16 protein-coding genes are annotated in these 16,028 nt (G+C 44.8%); 14 read left to right on the forward strand and 2 right to left on the reverse strand.

The features are described from left to right. Nucleotides 1-593: 593 nt before the first annotated feature. The 10 genes from LQ216_RS12925 (at nucleotide 594) to pheA (ending at nucleotide 8,579) form a co-directional block, all read left to right on the forward strand. On the forward strand, nucleotides 594-1,334 hold the full coding sequence (locus LQ216_RS12925; RefSeq protein WP_230129880.1) for a M23 family metallopeptidase: 741 nt from the start codon (nucleotides 594-596) through the stop codon (nucleotides 1,332-1,334). Beyond that, the gene (locus tag LQ216_RS12930) at nucleotides 1,327-2,193 is read left to right on the forward strand and encodes a M50 family metallopeptidase (protein ID WP_230129881.1); all 867 of its coding nucleotides are present in this window, start codon (nucleotides 1,327-1,329) and stop codon (nucleotides 2,191-2,193) included. Before LQ216_RS12925 ends, LQ216_RS12930 begins: the two co-directional genes overlap by 8 nt. Nucleotides 2,194-2,234: 41 nt before the next feature. After that, entirely contained in the window at nucleotides 2,235-3,689 is a 1,455-nt protein-coding gene (locus tag LQ216_RS12935; RefSeq protein WP_230129882.1) for an Rne/Rng family ribonuclease, read from the forward strand. Between the two features lie 143 nt (nucleotides 3,690-3,832). Continuing rightward, on the forward strand, nucleotides 3,833-4,141 hold the full coding sequence (gene rplU, locus LQ216_RS12940; protein WP_230129883.1) for a 50S ribosomal protein L21: 309 nt from the start codon (nucleotides 3,833-3,835) through the stop codon (nucleotides 4,139-4,141). Further along, on the forward strand, nucleotides 4,138-4,473 hold the full coding sequence (locus LQ216_RS12945; protein WP_230129884.1) for a ribosomal-processing cysteine protease Prp: 336 nt from the start codon (nucleotides 4,138-4,140) through the stop codon (nucleotides 4,471-4,473). The genes rplU and LQ216_RS12945 overlap by 4 nt, the downstream gene beginning before the upstream one ends. A 12-nt stretch (nucleotides 4,474-4,485) precedes the next feature. Then, a complete protein-coding gene (gene rpmA / locus LQ216_RS12950) occupies nucleotides 4,486-4,776 on the forward strand; it encodes a 50S ribosomal protein L27 (protein ID WP_230129886.1) in 291 nt (96 codons plus the stop codon). A gap of 314 nt (nucleotides 4,777-5,090) precedes the next feature. After that, nucleotides 5,091-5,636 (forward strand): Spo0B C-terminal domain-containing protein, encoded by a 546-nt coding sequence (locus tag LQ216_RS12955; RefSeq protein ID WP_230129888.1) that lies wholly within the window; start codon nucleotides 5,091-5,093, stop codon nucleotides 5,634-5,636. A 46-nt stretch (nucleotides 5,637-5,682) separates the two neighbouring features. After that, entirely contained in the window at nucleotides 5,683-6,975 is a 1,293-nt protein-coding gene (obgE, locus tag LQ216_RS12960) for a GTPase ObgE (protein WP_230129889.1), read from the forward strand. Between the two features lie 52 nt (nucleotides 6,976-7,027). Next, a complete protein-coding gene (locus LQ216_RS12965) occupies nucleotides 7,028-7,477 on the forward strand; it encodes an ACT domain-containing protein (protein ID WP_290369269.1) in 450 nt (149 codons plus the stop codon). Between the two features lie 214 nt (nucleotides 7,478-7,691). Then, nucleotides 7,692-8,579: a prephenate dehydratase gene (gene pheA, locus LQ216_RS12970; RefSeq protein WP_230129891.1), complete on the forward strand. Its 888-nt coding sequence runs from the start codon at nucleotides 7,692-7,694 to the stop codon at nucleotides 8,577-8,579. Between the two features lie 110 nt (nucleotides 8,580-8,689). Here the strand turns inward: pheA and LQ216_RS12975 are convergent, their stop codons facing one another. Together LQ216_RS12975 and LQ216_RS12980 are read right to left on the reverse strand one after the other, a co-directional pair. Beyond that, entirely contained in the window at nucleotides 8,690-9,220 is a 531-nt protein-coding gene (locus tag LQ216_RS12975; protein ID WP_230129892.1) for a transcription repressor NadR, read from the reverse strand. A gap of 75 nt (nucleotides 9,221-9,295) precedes the next feature. Beyond that, nucleotides 9,296-10,405, reverse strand: a complete 1,110-nt coding sequence (locus LQ216_RS12980) for an IscS subfamily cysteine desulfurase (RefSeq protein ID WP_230129893.1) — start codon at nucleotides 10,403-10,405, stop codon at nucleotides 9,296-9,298. 92 nt (nucleotides 10,406-10,497) lie between these two features. Between LQ216_RS12980 and nadB the strand changes: the two genes are divergently transcribed. From nadB to safA, 4 genes are all read left to right on the forward strand, one after another. Beyond that, a complete protein-coding gene (gene nadB, locus LQ216_RS12985) occupies nucleotides 10,498-12,090 on the forward strand; it encodes an L-aspartate oxidase (protein ID WP_230129894.1) in 1,593 nt (530 codons plus the stop codon). Further along, complete coding sequence (gene nadC / locus LQ216_RS12990; protein WP_230129895.1) at nucleotides 12,059-12,928, forward strand: carboxylating nicotinate-nucleotide diphosphorylase; 870 nt, start codon at nucleotides 12,059-12,061, stop codon at nucleotides 12,926-12,928. Before nadB ends, nadC begins: the two co-directional genes overlap by 32 nt. Beyond that, complete coding sequence (gene nadA / locus LQ216_RS12995) at nucleotides 12,925-14,022, forward strand: quinolinate synthase NadA (RefSeq protein WP_230129896.1); 1,098 nt, start codon at nucleotides 12,925-12,927, stop codon at nucleotides 14,020-14,022. Before nadC ends, nadA begins: the two co-directional genes overlap by 4 nt. Nucleotides 14,023-14,277: 255 nt before the next feature. After that, complete coding sequence (gene safA / locus LQ216_RS13000; protein ID WP_230129898.1) at nucleotides 14,278-15,996, forward strand: SafA/ExsA family spore coat assembly protein; 1,719 nt, start codon at nucleotides 14,278-14,280, stop codon at nucleotides 15,994-15,996. Nucleotides 15,997-16,028 lie beyond the last annotated feature (32 nt).

The raw sequence follows: 16,028 nt of genomic DNA on the forward strand, positions 1-16,028 counted from the left end.
CTGATGAAGTCGGCTACAAAATGAGGGATTTCCGCTACAAAAACGTGTCCCGGCTACAAATCTGGAAATTTGGCTACAAAGTACAAATTTCGGCTACAAACCCGATGAAATCGGCTACAAAATCAGGAATTCCCGCTACAAAAACGTGTCCCGGCTACAAATCTGGAAATTTGGCTACAAAGTACAAATTTCGGCTACAAACCCGATGAAGTCGGTTACAAAATCTGGAATTACCGCTACAAAAACTGGCGCCGGCTACAAATCTGGAAATTCGGCTACAAAAGTACAAATTCCGGCTGCAAACCCGATGAAATCGGCTACAAAATGAGGAATTTCCGCTACAAAAACGGGCCCCGGCTACAAAACGTAAATTCCCGCTACAAAAGTACAAATTTCGGCTACAAACCCGATGAAATCGGCTACAAAATCAGAGATTCCCGCTACAAAAACTGGGACCCCAGTAACAAAACCGAATCCACCTCTTAAAAAAGACACAAAATTTTGAAATCAATATCTCCCAGAAAAATCGTCCCCGTCATAATTCGGACAAGATAATCATAACCTTGTACAAAAGGCAGGGGGTGGATTTTTGTATGAAGGATAGAAGGAGAGAGATACAAAACCGGATTGCGAAGCGGAGAAAAATGAGCGAGAAACGAGTGGATAATTCTTGGACGGATATTAATGATGAGGAACAGTACGGATTTGAGACGACGACATCTTACGAGAAAGAGCATCCTCTTTTTAAAAAGGAATATTTCTATTTTAAAGTTTTGACTGCGCTTTGTTTATTTTTGGTGGTTGGCGTTATGTTTAAGCATCCATCTGATAAGTTGGATGAGCCGAGAGCGTTTGTGAATGAAACGATGGATCAGGAGTTTCAATTTGCGTCCGTAACTACCTGGTATGAGGACAAGTTTGGCAAGCCGATCGCTTTTCTGCCAGCTGAGAAGAGTGGGAAAGAAGAATTAGACAATCAAAATGAAGTGCCGGTATCCGGGAAAATAACCGAGAGTTTTGAAAGCAACGGAGCTGGGATTATGATCGAAACCGGTCCGGACTCAAAAGTGGAATCGATGAACGATGGAGTTGTCATATTTGCCGGGAGCAAGGAGGACACTGGCAAAACTGTCGTGATTCAGCATAGCGATAAGAGCGAGTCATGGTATGGGCACCTTGCGTCAGTGGATGTGAAATTGTATGAAACTGTGAAAAAGAAAAAGGAAATCGGCAAGGTCACAACAAGTGAGGATGGTAAAAAAGGATCGTTTTATCTCGCTATAAAAAAAGATGATGCATTCATCAACCCAAAAAAGGTGATACCATTTGAATGAATATTTTCAGCTCTTCGCCAAACTTCGTATTCATCCTACCCTTTGGATCGTCATCGGAATTTCCGTCCTGACGGCGCATTTCATTCCGATGCTTATGCTGCTTTTTACGGTGTTCATTCATGAAATGGGACACGCAATCGCGGCGCAACACTTCAAATGGAGAATTAAATCGGTTTCACTGCTTCCTTTTGGCGGATCAGTCGAAACAGAGGAGTACGGAAACAAATCGTTGAAAGAAGAGTGCATTGTGATTCTCGCAGGTCCGTTGCAGCATGTATGGTTGATCGGCGCAGCTTTCCTGCTCCACACACTATCGTATATGCCGTTTGAACGATTCGAGCAATTTCTTTATATGAATATAGCGGTGCTGGTATTTAATTTGCTTCCAATCTGGCCATTGGATGGCGGCAAATTATTGTTTCTTGGTCTTTCCTTGTATCGTTCATTTATTGATGCCCACCGTTTTACGATATTATTTTCAACGGCGTTTGCTTTCATTTTTCTGATGTCAGCGACCGTTTTTCAACCGTTCAACCTAAACATTTGGATCATTTCCGGCTTTATTGCCTTATCCCTTTCGATGGAATGGAAACAACGATATTATGCATTCATCCGTTTTTTGCTGGAGCGACACTATGGGCGGTACAGTAATTTAGCGGTGCTTAAACCGATCAGGGTGGAAGAAAGCGAACAAATCCATAAGGTACTGGAGAAGTTCCAGCGCGGCTGCAAGCACCCCGTCATTATTCTTAAAAACGGAAAGGAACGAGGCTCCTTAGACGAGAACGAAATTTTGCATGCTTATTTTTCCGAAAAAATGACAAATATAAAAATAGGCGACCTGTTATATTCCTATTAAATGTGGTATCCTTTCTTCAAAAGTGAGAAGGGATTTTTTTTATGAAGAAAGTGATTGTCAATATGGCGTCGAGAGAGAAAAGGTACGCCGTTATGGAAAATGGGAAATTGGTTAAGTTTGAGACAATTTCGCCAAATCAGCAAAGTCTCGTCGGAAATATATATCTAGGAAAAGTGTCGAAAGTATTGCCGGGCATGGACGCTGTCTTCATCGATTTTGGACAAGAGAAACACGGATTCCTGCACCGCGACCAGCTGCCATCCTTTCAGCTCTCTAAATCCACCACGGATCCAATCGGGAAATTTGTCAGGCAGGGAGAAAAGCTACTTGTCCAAGTGACCCGTGATGAAACCGGTACAAAGGGAGCGAAATTATCCGGTTTAATTGAGCTTTCAACGGATTATCTTGTTTACATACACGGAATTGACTATGTGGGGGTTTCTAAGAAATTCCAAGGGGGCCCAGAGTCGCAGCAAAAATGGCGAAATGCCGCTTTCGAGCACAAGAATGCGAATGAAGGATTGATCATTCGGACGTCGATGGAAAAGCAGAGCCTGGAAACGTTTCATGAGCAGTTAAGCGCATTACGTACAAAATACACCGCGATCCAAAGTAAAGCCACTGCTTTAAAATCCCTAGGCCTGCTTGATTCAACGGATACTTTTCTCGAAATGGTCAAACGTGAAGAAACTGATCAAATAATCATTGATGATTTTGCGGGCTACAAGGAGCTGGAAGAATGTTCAGGGGCATGGGAAGCGATTTATTATAAAGGAAGAAACAATATTTTCTCAGAAGAAAAAGTCGAGCCGCAATTGGAAAGAGCGATGAAGAAAATCGTCTGGTTAGACAGCGGAGGCTCCCTGATTATTGAAGAAACGGAAGCACTCACGGTGATCGATGTGAATACCGGAAAATATACCGGTAAAGCGGAAAAAGAACAGACTGTGTTTCAGACCAATCTTCAGGCTGCCAAGGAAGCTGCGAATCAAATAAGGCTTCGGAACCTCGCGGGGATCATTTTGATTGATTTTATTAACATGAAGGACGAGCAACACAGGCAAAGAATTATTGAGCAATTAAAAGAAGAAAGCCGATCGGATGAGATGAGAATGACGATCGTCGGCTTTACCGAACTCGGCATCCTTCAAATAACCCGTAAGAAAACATCCCCCTCCTTAACTGAGAAAGTCACGGAGCCATGTCCTTGCTGCAGTGGCACAGGAAAAATTGAAAGTGCGGAGACGATTGCTTTCCGACTTGAACGTGAATTAATGGAGCATCGACACCGTGACGAGGAAGCTGTCTGGGTAGAGATGAGCAAAAAGGCGGCAGGAGCGTTGCTTGGTGAGAGGGAAGTGTACCGCCCAACTCTGGAAGCCGCAATCGGGATGAAACTATTCGTGACACACCCGGAGAATGTTCACAACAAATATGCGATAAAAAGATTCGGCAGCAATTCAGAGATTGAAATGGCAGTGCAAGCTACAATATGATAATATATTGACATCGTTTTCGGTTTATGATAGTATTTTACTGTTATGTTTATAGCACACCGCACAGATCAGGTTTTAAAGTTTTTGCCGACTGGCAGGCGCCTGTGATTGGCGAGTCTTAATTATTACGAGGAGGTGCAAGTATGTACGCAATTATCGAAACAGGCGGTAAACAAGTGAAAGTAGCAGCAGGTGATGTGGTTTACGTTGAAAAATTAAACGTAGAAGCAGGCGAAACTGTTACCTTTGACAAGGTTTTATTCGTTGGCGGCGATGACGTGAAAGTAGGTTCTCCATTAGTGGCAGACGTTACTGTAACGGGCAAGGTTGAAAAACAAGGCCGTCAGAAGAAAATCACCGTTTTTAAGTACAAAGCGAAGAAAAACAACCGTAAAAAGCAAGGACATCGTCAGCCATACACAAAAGTGGTTATTGACGCAATCAACGCATGATTAAAGTAACAATCGATTATGCTCCGCAGGAACGAATAACTTCGTTCACCCTAAGCGGACATGCCGATTTTGCCGAAAACGGTTCCGACATCGTTTGTGCTGGTGCATCTGCGGTTTCATTCGGGGCTGTGAATGCGATTTTTGAATTAGTTAAAGTCAAGCCTGAGATTGAGCAGGGCGGCGAGGGCGGCTATCTCCGCTGTGTAATACCAGAAGATATAACTGGTGAAGCACAAGAGAAAATCCAGCTACTGCTGAACGGCATGCTTATCTCGCTTCAAACGATTGAACGTAATTATGGACAATATATTAAGATTATTCTAAATAAATAGGTGGTGGAACATATGTTAAGTTTGGATCTTCAATTCTTCGCTTCCAAAAAGGGAGTAGGTTCTACAAGGAATGGCCGTGACTCTATTTCTAAGCGTCTTGGCGCTAAGCGTGCGGACGGTCAATTAGTATCCGGAGGTTCTATCCTTTATCGTCAGCGCGGTACTAAAATCTACGCTGGTGAAAACGTTGGACGCGGTGGAGATGACACTTTATACGCAAAGGTTGACGGCGTAGTACGTTTCGAACGTTACGGACGTGACCGCAAAAAGGTGAGCGTTTATCCAGTTGCACAAGAAGCATAATAGCATCTTTGAATAGAGGCTGGCTCAAAAGGGTCGACTCCTTCGGTTTTACACAATATATCGCGTCAGCTATATATCGTGATGAAGGCGTCCGGCCCTTTGTTTATGAGCTGGCCCTTTTCTATTTCGCTCTGCCATCGCCCAAAGTATTTGCCTATCTGCCGAATATTTTGGATGGTGGCAAACATGTGCGGTTAATATACACATCGCAAAAACAGAACGGATATATCTTAGACCAGAGTCTACAAAAGGTGCTTGTACCAACATGATAGGGCGAAAACGGATAAGCGCTTTTATTATAAAGGAGCTTTCAAATGGATAAAGAACGGAAAACGGTGGAGGCGATTCTTCGCCATTCAAGACACGATTGGCTGAATAAGCTTCAATTAATCAAGGGCAATATCGAATTGAATAATATAGACCGTGCCAAGGCCGTAATCGAAGAAATCATCATTGAAGCTCATCATGAAGCCATGCTTTCAAACCTAAACATGCCGGAGCTTGCGGAAACGCTGTTGACGGCAAACTGGCGGTCATTACCCTTGCACATTGAATTTGAGGTCGTAGAACTTCAACGAGGCTTGCGCGATATGGACACATTAATCTCAGCATGGGTCGAAGAGCTGTTCCGAATTCTAGCGGATTCGCTGGATGACTACGGCGAGAACGTGCTTGCCATATCAATCGATGAAAATAAAGAATATAATCTTCGTTTGTCCTTTGAGTTGCAGGGTACGATAAAAAATGAATCCGTTTTGCATAATTTTTTAAATAAATCTGTGAGGGATAAGGCTGACGTGAAAGTCCTTGAAATCAACAGCGAGGAAGCTGTATTTTTAGTTGAACTATACGGAAACTAAAGCTATATAAGCACAGCTTAAGAATACATACAGAGGAAGTGATGATATGTTTGTCGATCAGGTCAAAGTATTTGTAAAAGGCGGAGACGGCGGTAATGGAATCGTTTCATACCGCAGGGAAAAGTACGTGCCATTGGGTGGCCCCGCCGGTGGAGACGGAGGGAACGGAGCGAACGTTATCTTCGAAGTGGAAGAAGGATTGCGCACGCTGATGGATTTTCGTTATCAGCGCCACTTTAAAGCGCCGCGCGGAGAGCATGGCATGTCCAAGAACATGCATGGCAAGAATGCGCCTGACATGGTTGTCAAGGTTCCACCGGGTACGGTTGTCATTGATGATGACACGAAAGAAGTAATCGCTGATTTAGTTGAGCATGGTCAACGGGCTGTTATCGCTAAGAGCGGCAGAGGCGGACGAGGGAACTCGCGCTTTGCCACTGCATCTAATCCAGCACCGGAAATCGCCGAGAACGGGGAGCCCGGCCAGGAGCGCAATATTGTACTCGAATTAAAGGTATTGGCTGATGTTGGACTCGTCGGCTTCCCAAGCGTCGGAAAATCCACACTTCTATCGGTTGTATCAGCAGCTAGACCAAAGATTGCGGAATATCATTTTACGACGATCGTTCCGAATTTAGGGGTTGTTGAAACAGAAGACGGGCGGAGCTTTGTTATGGCCGACCTGCCTGGATTAATTGAGGGTGCGTCTGAAGGCATAGGGCTAGGCCATCAATTTTTACGCCATATTGAAAGAACGCGCGTCATTGTCCATGTGATTGATATGTCAAGCCTGGAAGGGCGTGACCCGTATGAGGATTACCAAACCATTAATAAAGAGCTTAAGGAATACAATTTACGATTAATGGAGCGTCCTCAGATTATTGTCGCCAATAAAATGGACATGCCTGGCGCGGAAGAAAACTTACAAACATTTAAAGAAAAACTGACCGGCGATTATCCTGTATTTTCTATTTCTGCGGTTACGAGAGAGGGAATTCGCGACCTGTTATACGCGATTGCTGATAAGCTGGAAAATACATCTGAATTTCTGCTCGAGCATCAGGAGGAAGCAGAAACAGGCATACATCGGGTTCTCTATAAGCATGAATCGTCCAAGGACCAGTTCACGATTACCCGCGATCCTGATGGAGCCTTTGTCGTCTCCGGATACAAGGTGGAAAGATTGTTCAAAATGACTGATTTCACCCGTGAAGAATCAATACGCCGTTTCGCGAGACAGCTCCGGTCGTTTGGAGTGGATGAAGTGCTCAGAGAAAGAGGCGCAAAAGATGGAGACACGGTCAGACTGCTTGAATATGAATTCGAATTTGTAGATTGATGAATTGATTTTTGACTGCTGAATACTACCGCCGGAAAGAGGTGCATGGATAGTGAACAAAACCGATAAGAAATTTTATTTAGTTCGAGAAGATGTCCTCCCTGAAGCAATGAAAAAAACGCTGGACGCAAAAGAGCTGATTGAACGGGGAAAGGCAGAATCGGTTTGGGAAGCTGTCCAGAGGGTGGATTTAAGCAGGAGCGCTTTTTATAAATACAGAGATACCGTTTTTCCTTTTCACACGGTAGTCAAGGAAAAGCTGATCACATTATTCTTTTATCTCGAAGACCGTTCCGGTACATTATCCCAGCTTTTAAGCACTGTCGCTTCATCAGGTTGCAATGTCCTGACGATTCACCAGACCATTCCTCTGCAGGGAAGAGCCAACGTGACATTGTCGCTGAATACAAGCGGCATTACAATGGAGATAGAGGAACTGCTTTCCGGGTTAAGAAAAATGGAATTTGTCGAAAAAGTAGAGGTGCTGGGCTCGGGAGCCTAGCAGTTGTTGCCGTACAGAGATTGTACGGTTTTTTTGGCAGAAAGGAAAGTATAGACTTTCCTTTCTGCATAAGTGCAACTACGTCTAATCTCCGCCTTACGGCTCGTCAATTGACGAGTTTTCTTTATATGAATAATGTGTGCCTGACTATTGTAATAAATCAAAAAATAGCATAAGATAGACAGTAAATTTTCATAAAAAGAGGGAGTATAGAATGTCATATAGTATCGCTTTTCTAGGACCGAAAGCAACGTTCACGGATTTGGCGGTTTCACGGCTCTTTCCGGATGATGTAAAAATAGCAATGTCGACCATCCCTGAATGCCTTGACGCGGTCAATGAAGGGCAAACTGATCTGGCCCTTGTGCCGATCGAAAATGCATTGGAAGGCTCTGTGAATATTACCCTGGATTACCTGGTCCATGAAGTCAACCTTCCGATCAGAGGAGAAATCATCACGCCGATCCAGCAGCATTTCATGGTGCATCCGGATAATGATGTTCCATCCTTTGTACCGGAAACCATTTATTCACATTCCCACGCCATCGCCCAATGCCATAAATTTTTACATAAAGAACTTAAAGGGATTGCCTGTGAAAATACAACGTCCACAGCGGCAGCCGCAAAATTGGTCAAAGAAAACCCGGAGAAAAAAATGGCGGCAATTGCCAATGAATTGGCTGCCGAGGAGTACGGCTTGAACATCATAAAGCACAATATTCATGACTTCAACCACAATCATACGAAGTTTGTCGTGCTCTCCAAATCCGAAGTACAGTATAAGAAAATGTTCGCCGCTCCTCGCGGATACAAGACGACGTTGATGATCATGCTTCCGGCGGATCATTCTGGACAACTGCATCAGGTGCTGTCCGCTTTTGCGTGGAGAAAGCTTAATTTATCAAAAATTGAGTCGCGTCCGATGAAAACGGGATTGGGCCATTACTTTTTTATCATTGACCTGGATATGAAAATGGATGATGTCCTGGTGCCGGGTGCAATTTCTGAACTGGAAGCGCTCGGATGTACGGTTTCCCTGCTCGGCAGCTACCCAAGCTTTATGGTCGAAAAATCGACTAGTATACATTCAAAAACGGTTTAAAAAAAGCAGAAGCTCTTTCTTTGGAGCTTCTGCTTTTTGTTATGAACTAGTTTTTAAGTTTCTGTTTGGACGGCAAAAGTCGCTTAAATATGAATATGGTCGCCAATATGCTACTGCACAAGCAAACCAGCATTACTTAAAGCTTCCTCAGCTTCATCCAATAAGTCTTCGGAAGGGGCAATCAATGTATGGAGATGGATCCCGTCGGTAAGTTCTGATAAAAAAGCGGCATTCGTTGTTACGATTTTGTCCAGGAATTGCTTGACTTCTTTTCGGCTGCTTACTCTGATGGAAGCAGTCAGGTCGCCATATACCGGATGTTCGATGGTCACATCCTTGACTGTGATGCCTAAGTCAACGAGTAAATTCAATTCTTCTTCAGCCCGTTTGGGACCGTGAAGGCAGGCAACGATTCGCTCAGAGTTTTGCTGCGTTGAAGAAGTGTGGAAGTACATATACCCCTGGGCCGTGGCGACAATGGGCTCATGCTTTGCTTTTAGCAGTGTGATATCGCCGACAATCACCTGGCGGCTTACATTGGCAATCCGGGCCAGTTCTGCTCCGGTAACTGGCTTTCCGCTTGTTTTCAAAATATGTAAAAGCTGTGCCCTTCTATCATCACCGAGTAATTTTTTCTTCATGGTTGTGTGCATCTCCTTATTACGCTGAACGTACACCCATTTTACCACAAGTTTCAGCAACGTTCATGAGCAGAGTCATCTAGTGACGTGAGCCAGAGCCTGTGTAAGTCCGATAATATCGGCTCCTGAAGTAGTTTTACCAAGTGAAATACGGATCAAGCCCCGGCTCTGGTCATCGCTCTTTCCAATTGCCTTCATCGTTCGGGATGGAGATTGCTTACCAACCGTGCAGGCACTTCCAGTTGAAACCGCATATCCGGCACGATTTAATTCGAGCATGAGAAATTGTCCTTGAAATCCGGGGACAATCATGCTGATAATATGGGGCAACTGAGCTGATTTTGACTGAATCAGCTCAAAAGAAACCTCCATTCTCTGTAGTTCCAGTATGAATAAGGATCTTAAAGCCTTCATCTTCTCCCATTGGGCTTCTTTGTTTTGATGCATTTTTTTACAAGCGGTAACAAATGAAGCGATTGCGGGCACATTAACTGTGCCCGCACGGAAGCCATTTTCATGAGAGGTTCCAGGGACTGGCGGCTTTAAACGATGGACATTCGGAAAGATCACGGCGCCCACACCTTTTGGTCCATACACCTTGTGGCTGGAAATCGAAAGGCTGTCGACCTCGACTAAATCAAGCTTTCCGAATGACTGAACGCAATCAGCATGCAGGAATATCTCTCTATCCGCAATTAATTCCTTGATTTCAGACAGCGGCTGAATACAACCGATTTCTGAATTTGCTTGGGTGACAACAATCATGCAGGTTGAAGGCTTAATGGCGTTTTTCAAATTTGTTAAATCAATGATCCCATCGGCTTGATGGTTTAGATAAGTAATTTCATATCCATCGTGCTCAAGCTTCAATAAATAATTGACAATCGAAGAATGCTCCGTTTTCGAGGCGATGATATGGTTTTTCTTTTTGTCGCTTGATGAAAGAAGTGTCTCGAGTGCCAAAATATTGCTTTCCGTACCGCCGCTTGTAAAAATAACCCCCTCTTTTTCCACATCCAAAAGTGCAGCCAGCGTCTGCCGCGAATGCTCGAGCAGTTGTTTTGCCGCAGACCCGGTATCATGAAGGCTGTTTGAATTGCCAAAAAATCTTTTGGAAGCTTCGATGAATACTTCCAACGCTTCCTCATCCATCGGTGTAGTAGCTGCATAATCAAAATAAATCATTGTCCCACGTCCTAACTAAAAAACTCTTGTAAATAGTTTAATAGTATGTAAACATAAGTGTCAAGACACCTGTTAAAACAGGAGGGCGGAAAATGAATTTTTCAGAAGTAATTGTGGTTGGAAGCGGGATCGCCGCACTCCAGACTGCATTAGAAGCAGCCAAAGGTAAAAATGTGATGATTTTCACAAAGTCTGGATTGAGAACTAGCAATTCCTATTTGGCACAAGGCGGGATTGCGGTGGCAATGTCCCCAAGCGACAGCATAATCAAACATGAACAGGACACACTGCTTGCCGGCAGGAATTATAACAATGCGGAAGCCGTCATGAAATTAGTGCAAGAAGCGCCTTCTGCCATGAACTCATTAATGATAGCCGGTATGGAATTCGACCGGGATCAGTTTGGGAATGTGTCTCTTGGAATGGAAGGAGCACACAGTGAAAGAAGGATATTACACAGTCATGGCGACGCGACGGGGAAATTTTTGATTGAACATTATCTTTTCCAAATCCAGCATTCTCCGGTAAAGGTGATGGAAGGATTCGAGGTTACCGGGCTTATCATGAGTGAAAACAATTCCTGCATCGGTGTTAAAACGGTGAGTCCGGAAGGCCGGATTGAATCTTATTTGGCAGAGCATGTCGTTCTCTCGACTGGGGGCTGCGGCGCACTGTACCGTTTTACCTCGAATTCTCCTGCGGCCACAGGGGAAGGCCTAGCGATGGCACTGAAAGCAGGAGCGAGAATCAAAGATATGGAATTCATCCAGTTTCACCCGACCTTGCTTTACACACATGGAAAAACAAATGGACTCGTCTCGGAAGCGGTTCGGGGCGAAGGGGCAAAGCTGGTCACGGAAACAGGCAACAAAATCATGGACGGCATACATCCGTTAAAGGATCTTGCGCCGCGGCATATCGTTGCACAGACAATCTTTTCTTATCTTCGACGAGGCGAAATGGTCTATCTTGATATTTCCATGATTCCAAATTTCCCGGCTCGCTTCCCTTCAGTTGCCTCTTTATGTGAAGAAAATGGGATTGATATCAACGGAAAGATACCGATTGCCCCAGGTAATCACTTTTTGATGGGCGGCATTGAAACGGATGACGTTGGCAGAACCTCTGTTCAAGGACTGTATGCTGTCGGCGAGGCCGCTTGTACGGGTGTCCATGGGGCAAACAGGCTCGCGAGCAATTCCTTGCTCGAAGGGATTGTGTTTGGTCAAAGCACTGGTCGATTCATTGCCAGGCAGCCGGTCAGGGAACTGCCAAAACATTCAATAGAAGTAACTGGACAAAAGTATGTTCATCAGTTGCCTTCCTTAACCAAGCTTAGTGATAAGTTAATGGAATATGCGGGCATTGTCAGAAACGAGACTGGTCTTCGAACGCTGCTCAATTGGCTCGAAAGCTTCGATTTGCTAGGCCTGTTGAAACAAGACGTCAGCTCTTTCCCTATCGAGCAGCGGCTTGTTGTTAATGGGATGTTGGTGGCATGGATGATTGCAGAATCGGCCCTATGCCGAACGGAAAGCCGTGGCGGTCATTTTCGGAGTGACTTCCCGATGGAAAATGACAAAAGCTGGCTCCATCAATCCATTGTCATCGATAAAAATGTGATGAAAAACCGATTGAAAGGACGGGCATTCGATGAACAAGTTAAAGCTAAGGCAACTACTTGAACAGTTTTTCATGGAAGATATCGGCGACCGGGACGTAACAAGCGACCTGTTATTTACAGAACAAGAGCAGGGAACGCTGACCTTCATCGCAAAGGAGGACGGAATTTTTTCTGGACGGGACGTGGTTCAGACCGGATTTGCCCTATTGGATGAGAAAGCAAACGTCCAACTAATGGTACAAGATGGAGATTCCTTTTTTAGCGGTGACGAGCTAGCCTTGATCACTGGAAATATGGCTGCGCTTCTCAAAGCGGAAAGGGTTGTCCTCAATTTGGTTCAAAGAATGAGCGCGATAGCCACTCAAGCTGGGAAAGCCGTGAGAATTCTTGAAGGAACGAAAACAAAGCCGTGTGACACAAGAAAAACGACACCGGGGCTAAGAATGCTCGAAAAATATGCCGTCCGATGCGGCGGGGCTTTCAACCACCGATACGGCCTCTACGACACGGTGATGATAAAAGACAATCATATTTCATTTGCGGGCTCCATAGCGAAAGCGGTCCAACTGGCAAAATCAAAGATCGGCCACACGGTCAAGATTGAAGTGGAGACAGAATCCGCAGAGCAAGTGATAGAGGCAACCGAGGCGGGAATCGATATCATCATGTTTGACAATCAGACACCCGAACAGATTAAGCAACTCATTTCACTCGTGCCGCCACACATTATCACTGAAGCATCAGGCGGAATCAATCTTGAGAATCTGCACGTATACCGTGATTGCGGTGTCGACTATATTTCGCTTGGCAGCCTTACCCACAGCGTAAGAGCGCTGGATATTAGTGCAAAAGTAAAATTGAATATACTTCAGAAACTTAAGGAGGGAGATTTTTTATGAGTATATTGGAAATGGCGGTTGGGATGCTTCCTGATAAATATAAAAGCATGAACACGGAGGAGATGGAAAACAGGGTCAGCGAAATTAAGCACAAACTCGGTTCCTCCTTGTTTATTCCAGGGCATCATTATCAGCGCGAAGAAGTTATCCAATTTGCAGATGTAACGGGGGATTCACTGCAGCTCGCCCAGCTTTCGGCCAGTAATCGTGATGCCAGGCATATTGTGTTTTGCGGGGTCCATTTTATGGCCGAGACGGCGGATATCCTCACCTCAGAAAATCAAATCGTTGTGCTGCCTGATATGCGCGCCGGTTGTTCGATGGCAGATATGGCGGACATCCATCAGACCGAAAGAGCATGGGAGAAGCTACAGCATATATTTGGTGACACGATCCTGCCTCTAACATATGTCAACTCGACAGCAAGCATCAAGGCTTTTGTCGGCAGAAATGGAGGAGCAACCGTGACATCCTCCAACGCTAAGAAAATGCTACAATGGGCATTTACCCAAAAAGAACGGATCCTTTTCTTGCCTGACCAGCACCTTGGCCGCAATACGGCTTTTGATATAGGGATTGCTCTCGACAAAATGGCTGTCTGGGATCCGCACCGGGATGAACTGCTTTATGACGGGGATGAACAAGAAATAAAAGTACTGCTCTGGAAAGGGCACTGTTCTGTTCATGAAAACTTCACCGTTGCCAACATTGAAGCAGTAAGAGCAGAGCATCCAAAAATGAAGGTTCTCGTTCATCCGGAATGCAGAAGAGAAGTCGTTGAGCTATCCGACTATAACGGATCCACATCCTACATCATCAAGATGCTCGAAAAAGCAGAACCGGGCAGCGAGTGGGCGATCGGAACGGAAAGCAATCTTGTAAAACGATTAATGATGACCCATCCCGATAAAAAGATTATCTCACTTAATCCCAATATGTGTCCGTGCCTGACCATGAACCGAATTGATTTACCACATTTATTATGGTCACTGGAGTCAATTGAAAAAGGCAATATCGTGGGTCCGATTAAGGTCGAAAAGGAAATTGCCAATGATGCCGCTCGCGCCTTGGAGAGAATGCTGCAAAGGGCATAATTAATAAAATCAATACGGAGGGCCTAACCAGGTCCTTTTTTTGGCAGAAGGGAAAATATAAACTTTCCTTTCTGCATATGGCAACTACGTCTAATCTCCGCCTTACGGCTCGTCAATCGACGAGTTTTCTTTATGGAGATAATCATCAGGAATCATAAATAATTTCTTTTGCGCATAAGTTTTGATGAAAATGATAGCAATTTGCCCAGGGCTTCATAGTATGTAAGGACATATGCATAGGAGGGATTTAGCAACGTGAAAATTCATATTGTCCAAAAAGGGGATACACTTTGGAAGCTCTCGAAGAAGTACGGCGTCAGTTTCGAAGAGCTGAAGAAAGCAAATACCCAGCTTAGCAACCCGGATATGATAATGCCGGGCATGAAAATTAAAGTGCCAGGTTCTTCAGGCAGTGTAAAAAAAGAAACAGTGAAACCGAGTGTGAAAGAAGCTCCGACACAGTATACACAACCGGTAAAAGAGCAGCCGATGGTAGCACAACCGCCTATACCTCAGCCGTTTGTACAACAACCAATTGTAAAAGAACAGCCAAAACCCCAGCCTTATATACAACAACCGATGGTAAAAGAACAGCCAAAACCCCAGCCTTATATACAACAACCGATGGTAAAAGAACAGCCAAAACCTCAACCTTTTATACAACCGAAAGAAGAACCATTTCCAAAGCAAATCGTTAAAGAACAGCCCGTCATGCCTGAAATTGACATGGAAATAGATATCAATAATTATTATATGGTCAACATGGTAAAGCCACCAGTACCCAAAATGGTGGAACCGAAAGTTATGAAAGAGGAAAGTCCAGAAGTGGAATATGCTCCTGCACCTGATTGCGTCCCAGTCACACCGATCATGCCGGGAACGGGATTTTGCCTTCCTTATCAACCGTGGGCCATTCCGCAAATGCAGCAGTCCTTCCCACAAGTTCAGGAGTGGGAAAGCTGTTCCGATACATCAGAAATGCAATACATGCAACAACAAGGCTACGGCACAGGCTTCAACCCGTATCGCCAGGAAAGAATGGCAAATCATCAGTATGACTCCTCATCTTTTGATCAGGCGGGGTACGGGCAATTATATGGAAACAGTCCTGCAATGGGCGGGTCATATGCTCCCGAGGTCCCTTCTTATGAATCGTCCATGGAATCACCGGCAAACCTTATGAGTACGTATAATCAGCACCATCAGTATCCGAAGTTTCAACCACAATATCAGCAACCGGAATATCAGCAATACCCAGAGATTCAACCACAATATCAGCAGTACCCGGAATCTAAGGAGTACCCAAAGTTTCAACCACAATACCAACAGCCGGAGTATGAGCAGTACCCGGAATCTAAGGAATACCCAAAGTTTCAACCACAATATCAACAGCCGGAATCTGAGCAGTATCCGAAGTTTCAACCACAATACCAACAGCCGGAGTATGAGCAGTACCCGGAGGTTCAGCCACAATATCAGCAGTACCCGGAATCTAAGGAGTACCCAAAGTTTCAACCACAATACCAACAGCTGGAATCTGAGCAGTATCCGAAGTTTCAACCACAATACCAGCAGCCGGAATATCAGCAGTACCCAGAGGTTCAACCACAATACCAGCAGCCGGAATATGAGCAGTACCCAGGGGTTCAGCTACAATATCAGCAGTACCCGGAGAGTCAGCAGTACCCAGAGGTTCAGCTACAATATCAGCAGTATCAACAGATGCAACCACTATACTCTTATCCACAGCAGGTTCCGCTGCCAGGCATGCCGGGAAGCAAGGACTGCGGCTGTGGCGGAGGTTCACGATCTGACATACACCAACTTTACCAATATCAACAACCAATGCCGATGAGATTTCCGCAGCCTGAACCGGAACATAATCAAGGGAGCGAGTTCCACTCTGTAATTGATCCATACAAACCGGATGTTTTCAAAATGCCGGAATTCGCTGATGAAAGCAGCGGATTATAAAACATGGGAGACAGTGATTTTATCAACTGTCT

The organism is Bacillus sp. CECT 9360, from assembly GCF_918741275.1.
In the GTDB taxonomy this organism is placed as follows: Bacteria; Bacillota; Bacilli; order Bacillales; family DSM-1321; genus Peribacillus.

Bases quoted from the DNA above. Each gene is read 5' to 3' on its own strand.
- LQ216_RS12925 (WP_230129880.1), top strand. From the start codon at position 594: ATGAAGGATAGAAGGAGAGAGATACAAAACCGGATTGCGAAGCGGAGA.
- LQ216_RS12935 (WP_230129882.1), top strand. From the start codon at position 2,235: ATGAAGAAAGTGATTGTCAATATGGCGTCGAGAGAGAAAAGGTACGCC.
- rplU (WP_230129883.1), top strand. From the start codon at position 3,833: ATGTACGCAATTATCGAAACAGGCGGTAAACAAGTGAAAGTAGCAGCA.
- LQ216_RS12945 (WP_230129884.1), top strand. From the start codon at position 4,138: ATGATTAAAGTAACAATCGATTATGCTCCGCAGGAACGAATAACTTCG.
- rpmA (WP_230129886.1), top strand. From the start codon at position 4,486: ATGTTAAGTTTGGATCTTCAATTCTTCGCTTCCAAAAAGGGAGTAGGT.
- LQ216_RS12955 (WP_230129888.1), top strand. From the start codon at position 5,091: ATGGATAAAGAACGGAAAACGGTGGAGGCGATTCTTCGCCATTCAAGA.
- obgE (WP_230129889.1), top strand. From the start codon at position 5,683: ATGTTTGTCGATCAGGTCAAAGTATTTGTAAAAGGCGGAGACGGCGGT.
- pheA (WP_230129891.1), top strand. From the start codon at position 7,692: ATGTCATATAGTATCGCTTTTCTAGGACCGAAAGCAACGTTCACGGAT.
- LQ216_RS12975 (WP_230129892.1), bottom strand. From the start codon at position 9,220: ATGAAGAAAAAATTACTCGGTGATGATAGAAGGGCACAGCTTTTACAT.
- LQ216_RS12980 (WP_230129893.1), bottom strand. From the start codon at position 10,405: ATGATTTATTTTGATTATGCAGCTACTACACCGATGGATGAGGAAGCG.
- nadB (WP_230129894.1), top strand. From the start codon at position 10,498: ATGAATTTTTCAGAAGTAATTGTGGTTGGAAGCGGGATCGCCGCACTC.
- nadC (WP_230129895.1), top strand. From the start codon at position 12,059: ATGAACAAGTTAAAGCTAAGGCAACTACTTGAACAGTTTTTCATGGAA.
- nadA (WP_230129896.1), top strand. From the start codon at position 12,925: ATGAGTATATTGGAAATGGCGGTTGGGATGCTTCCTGATAAATATAAA.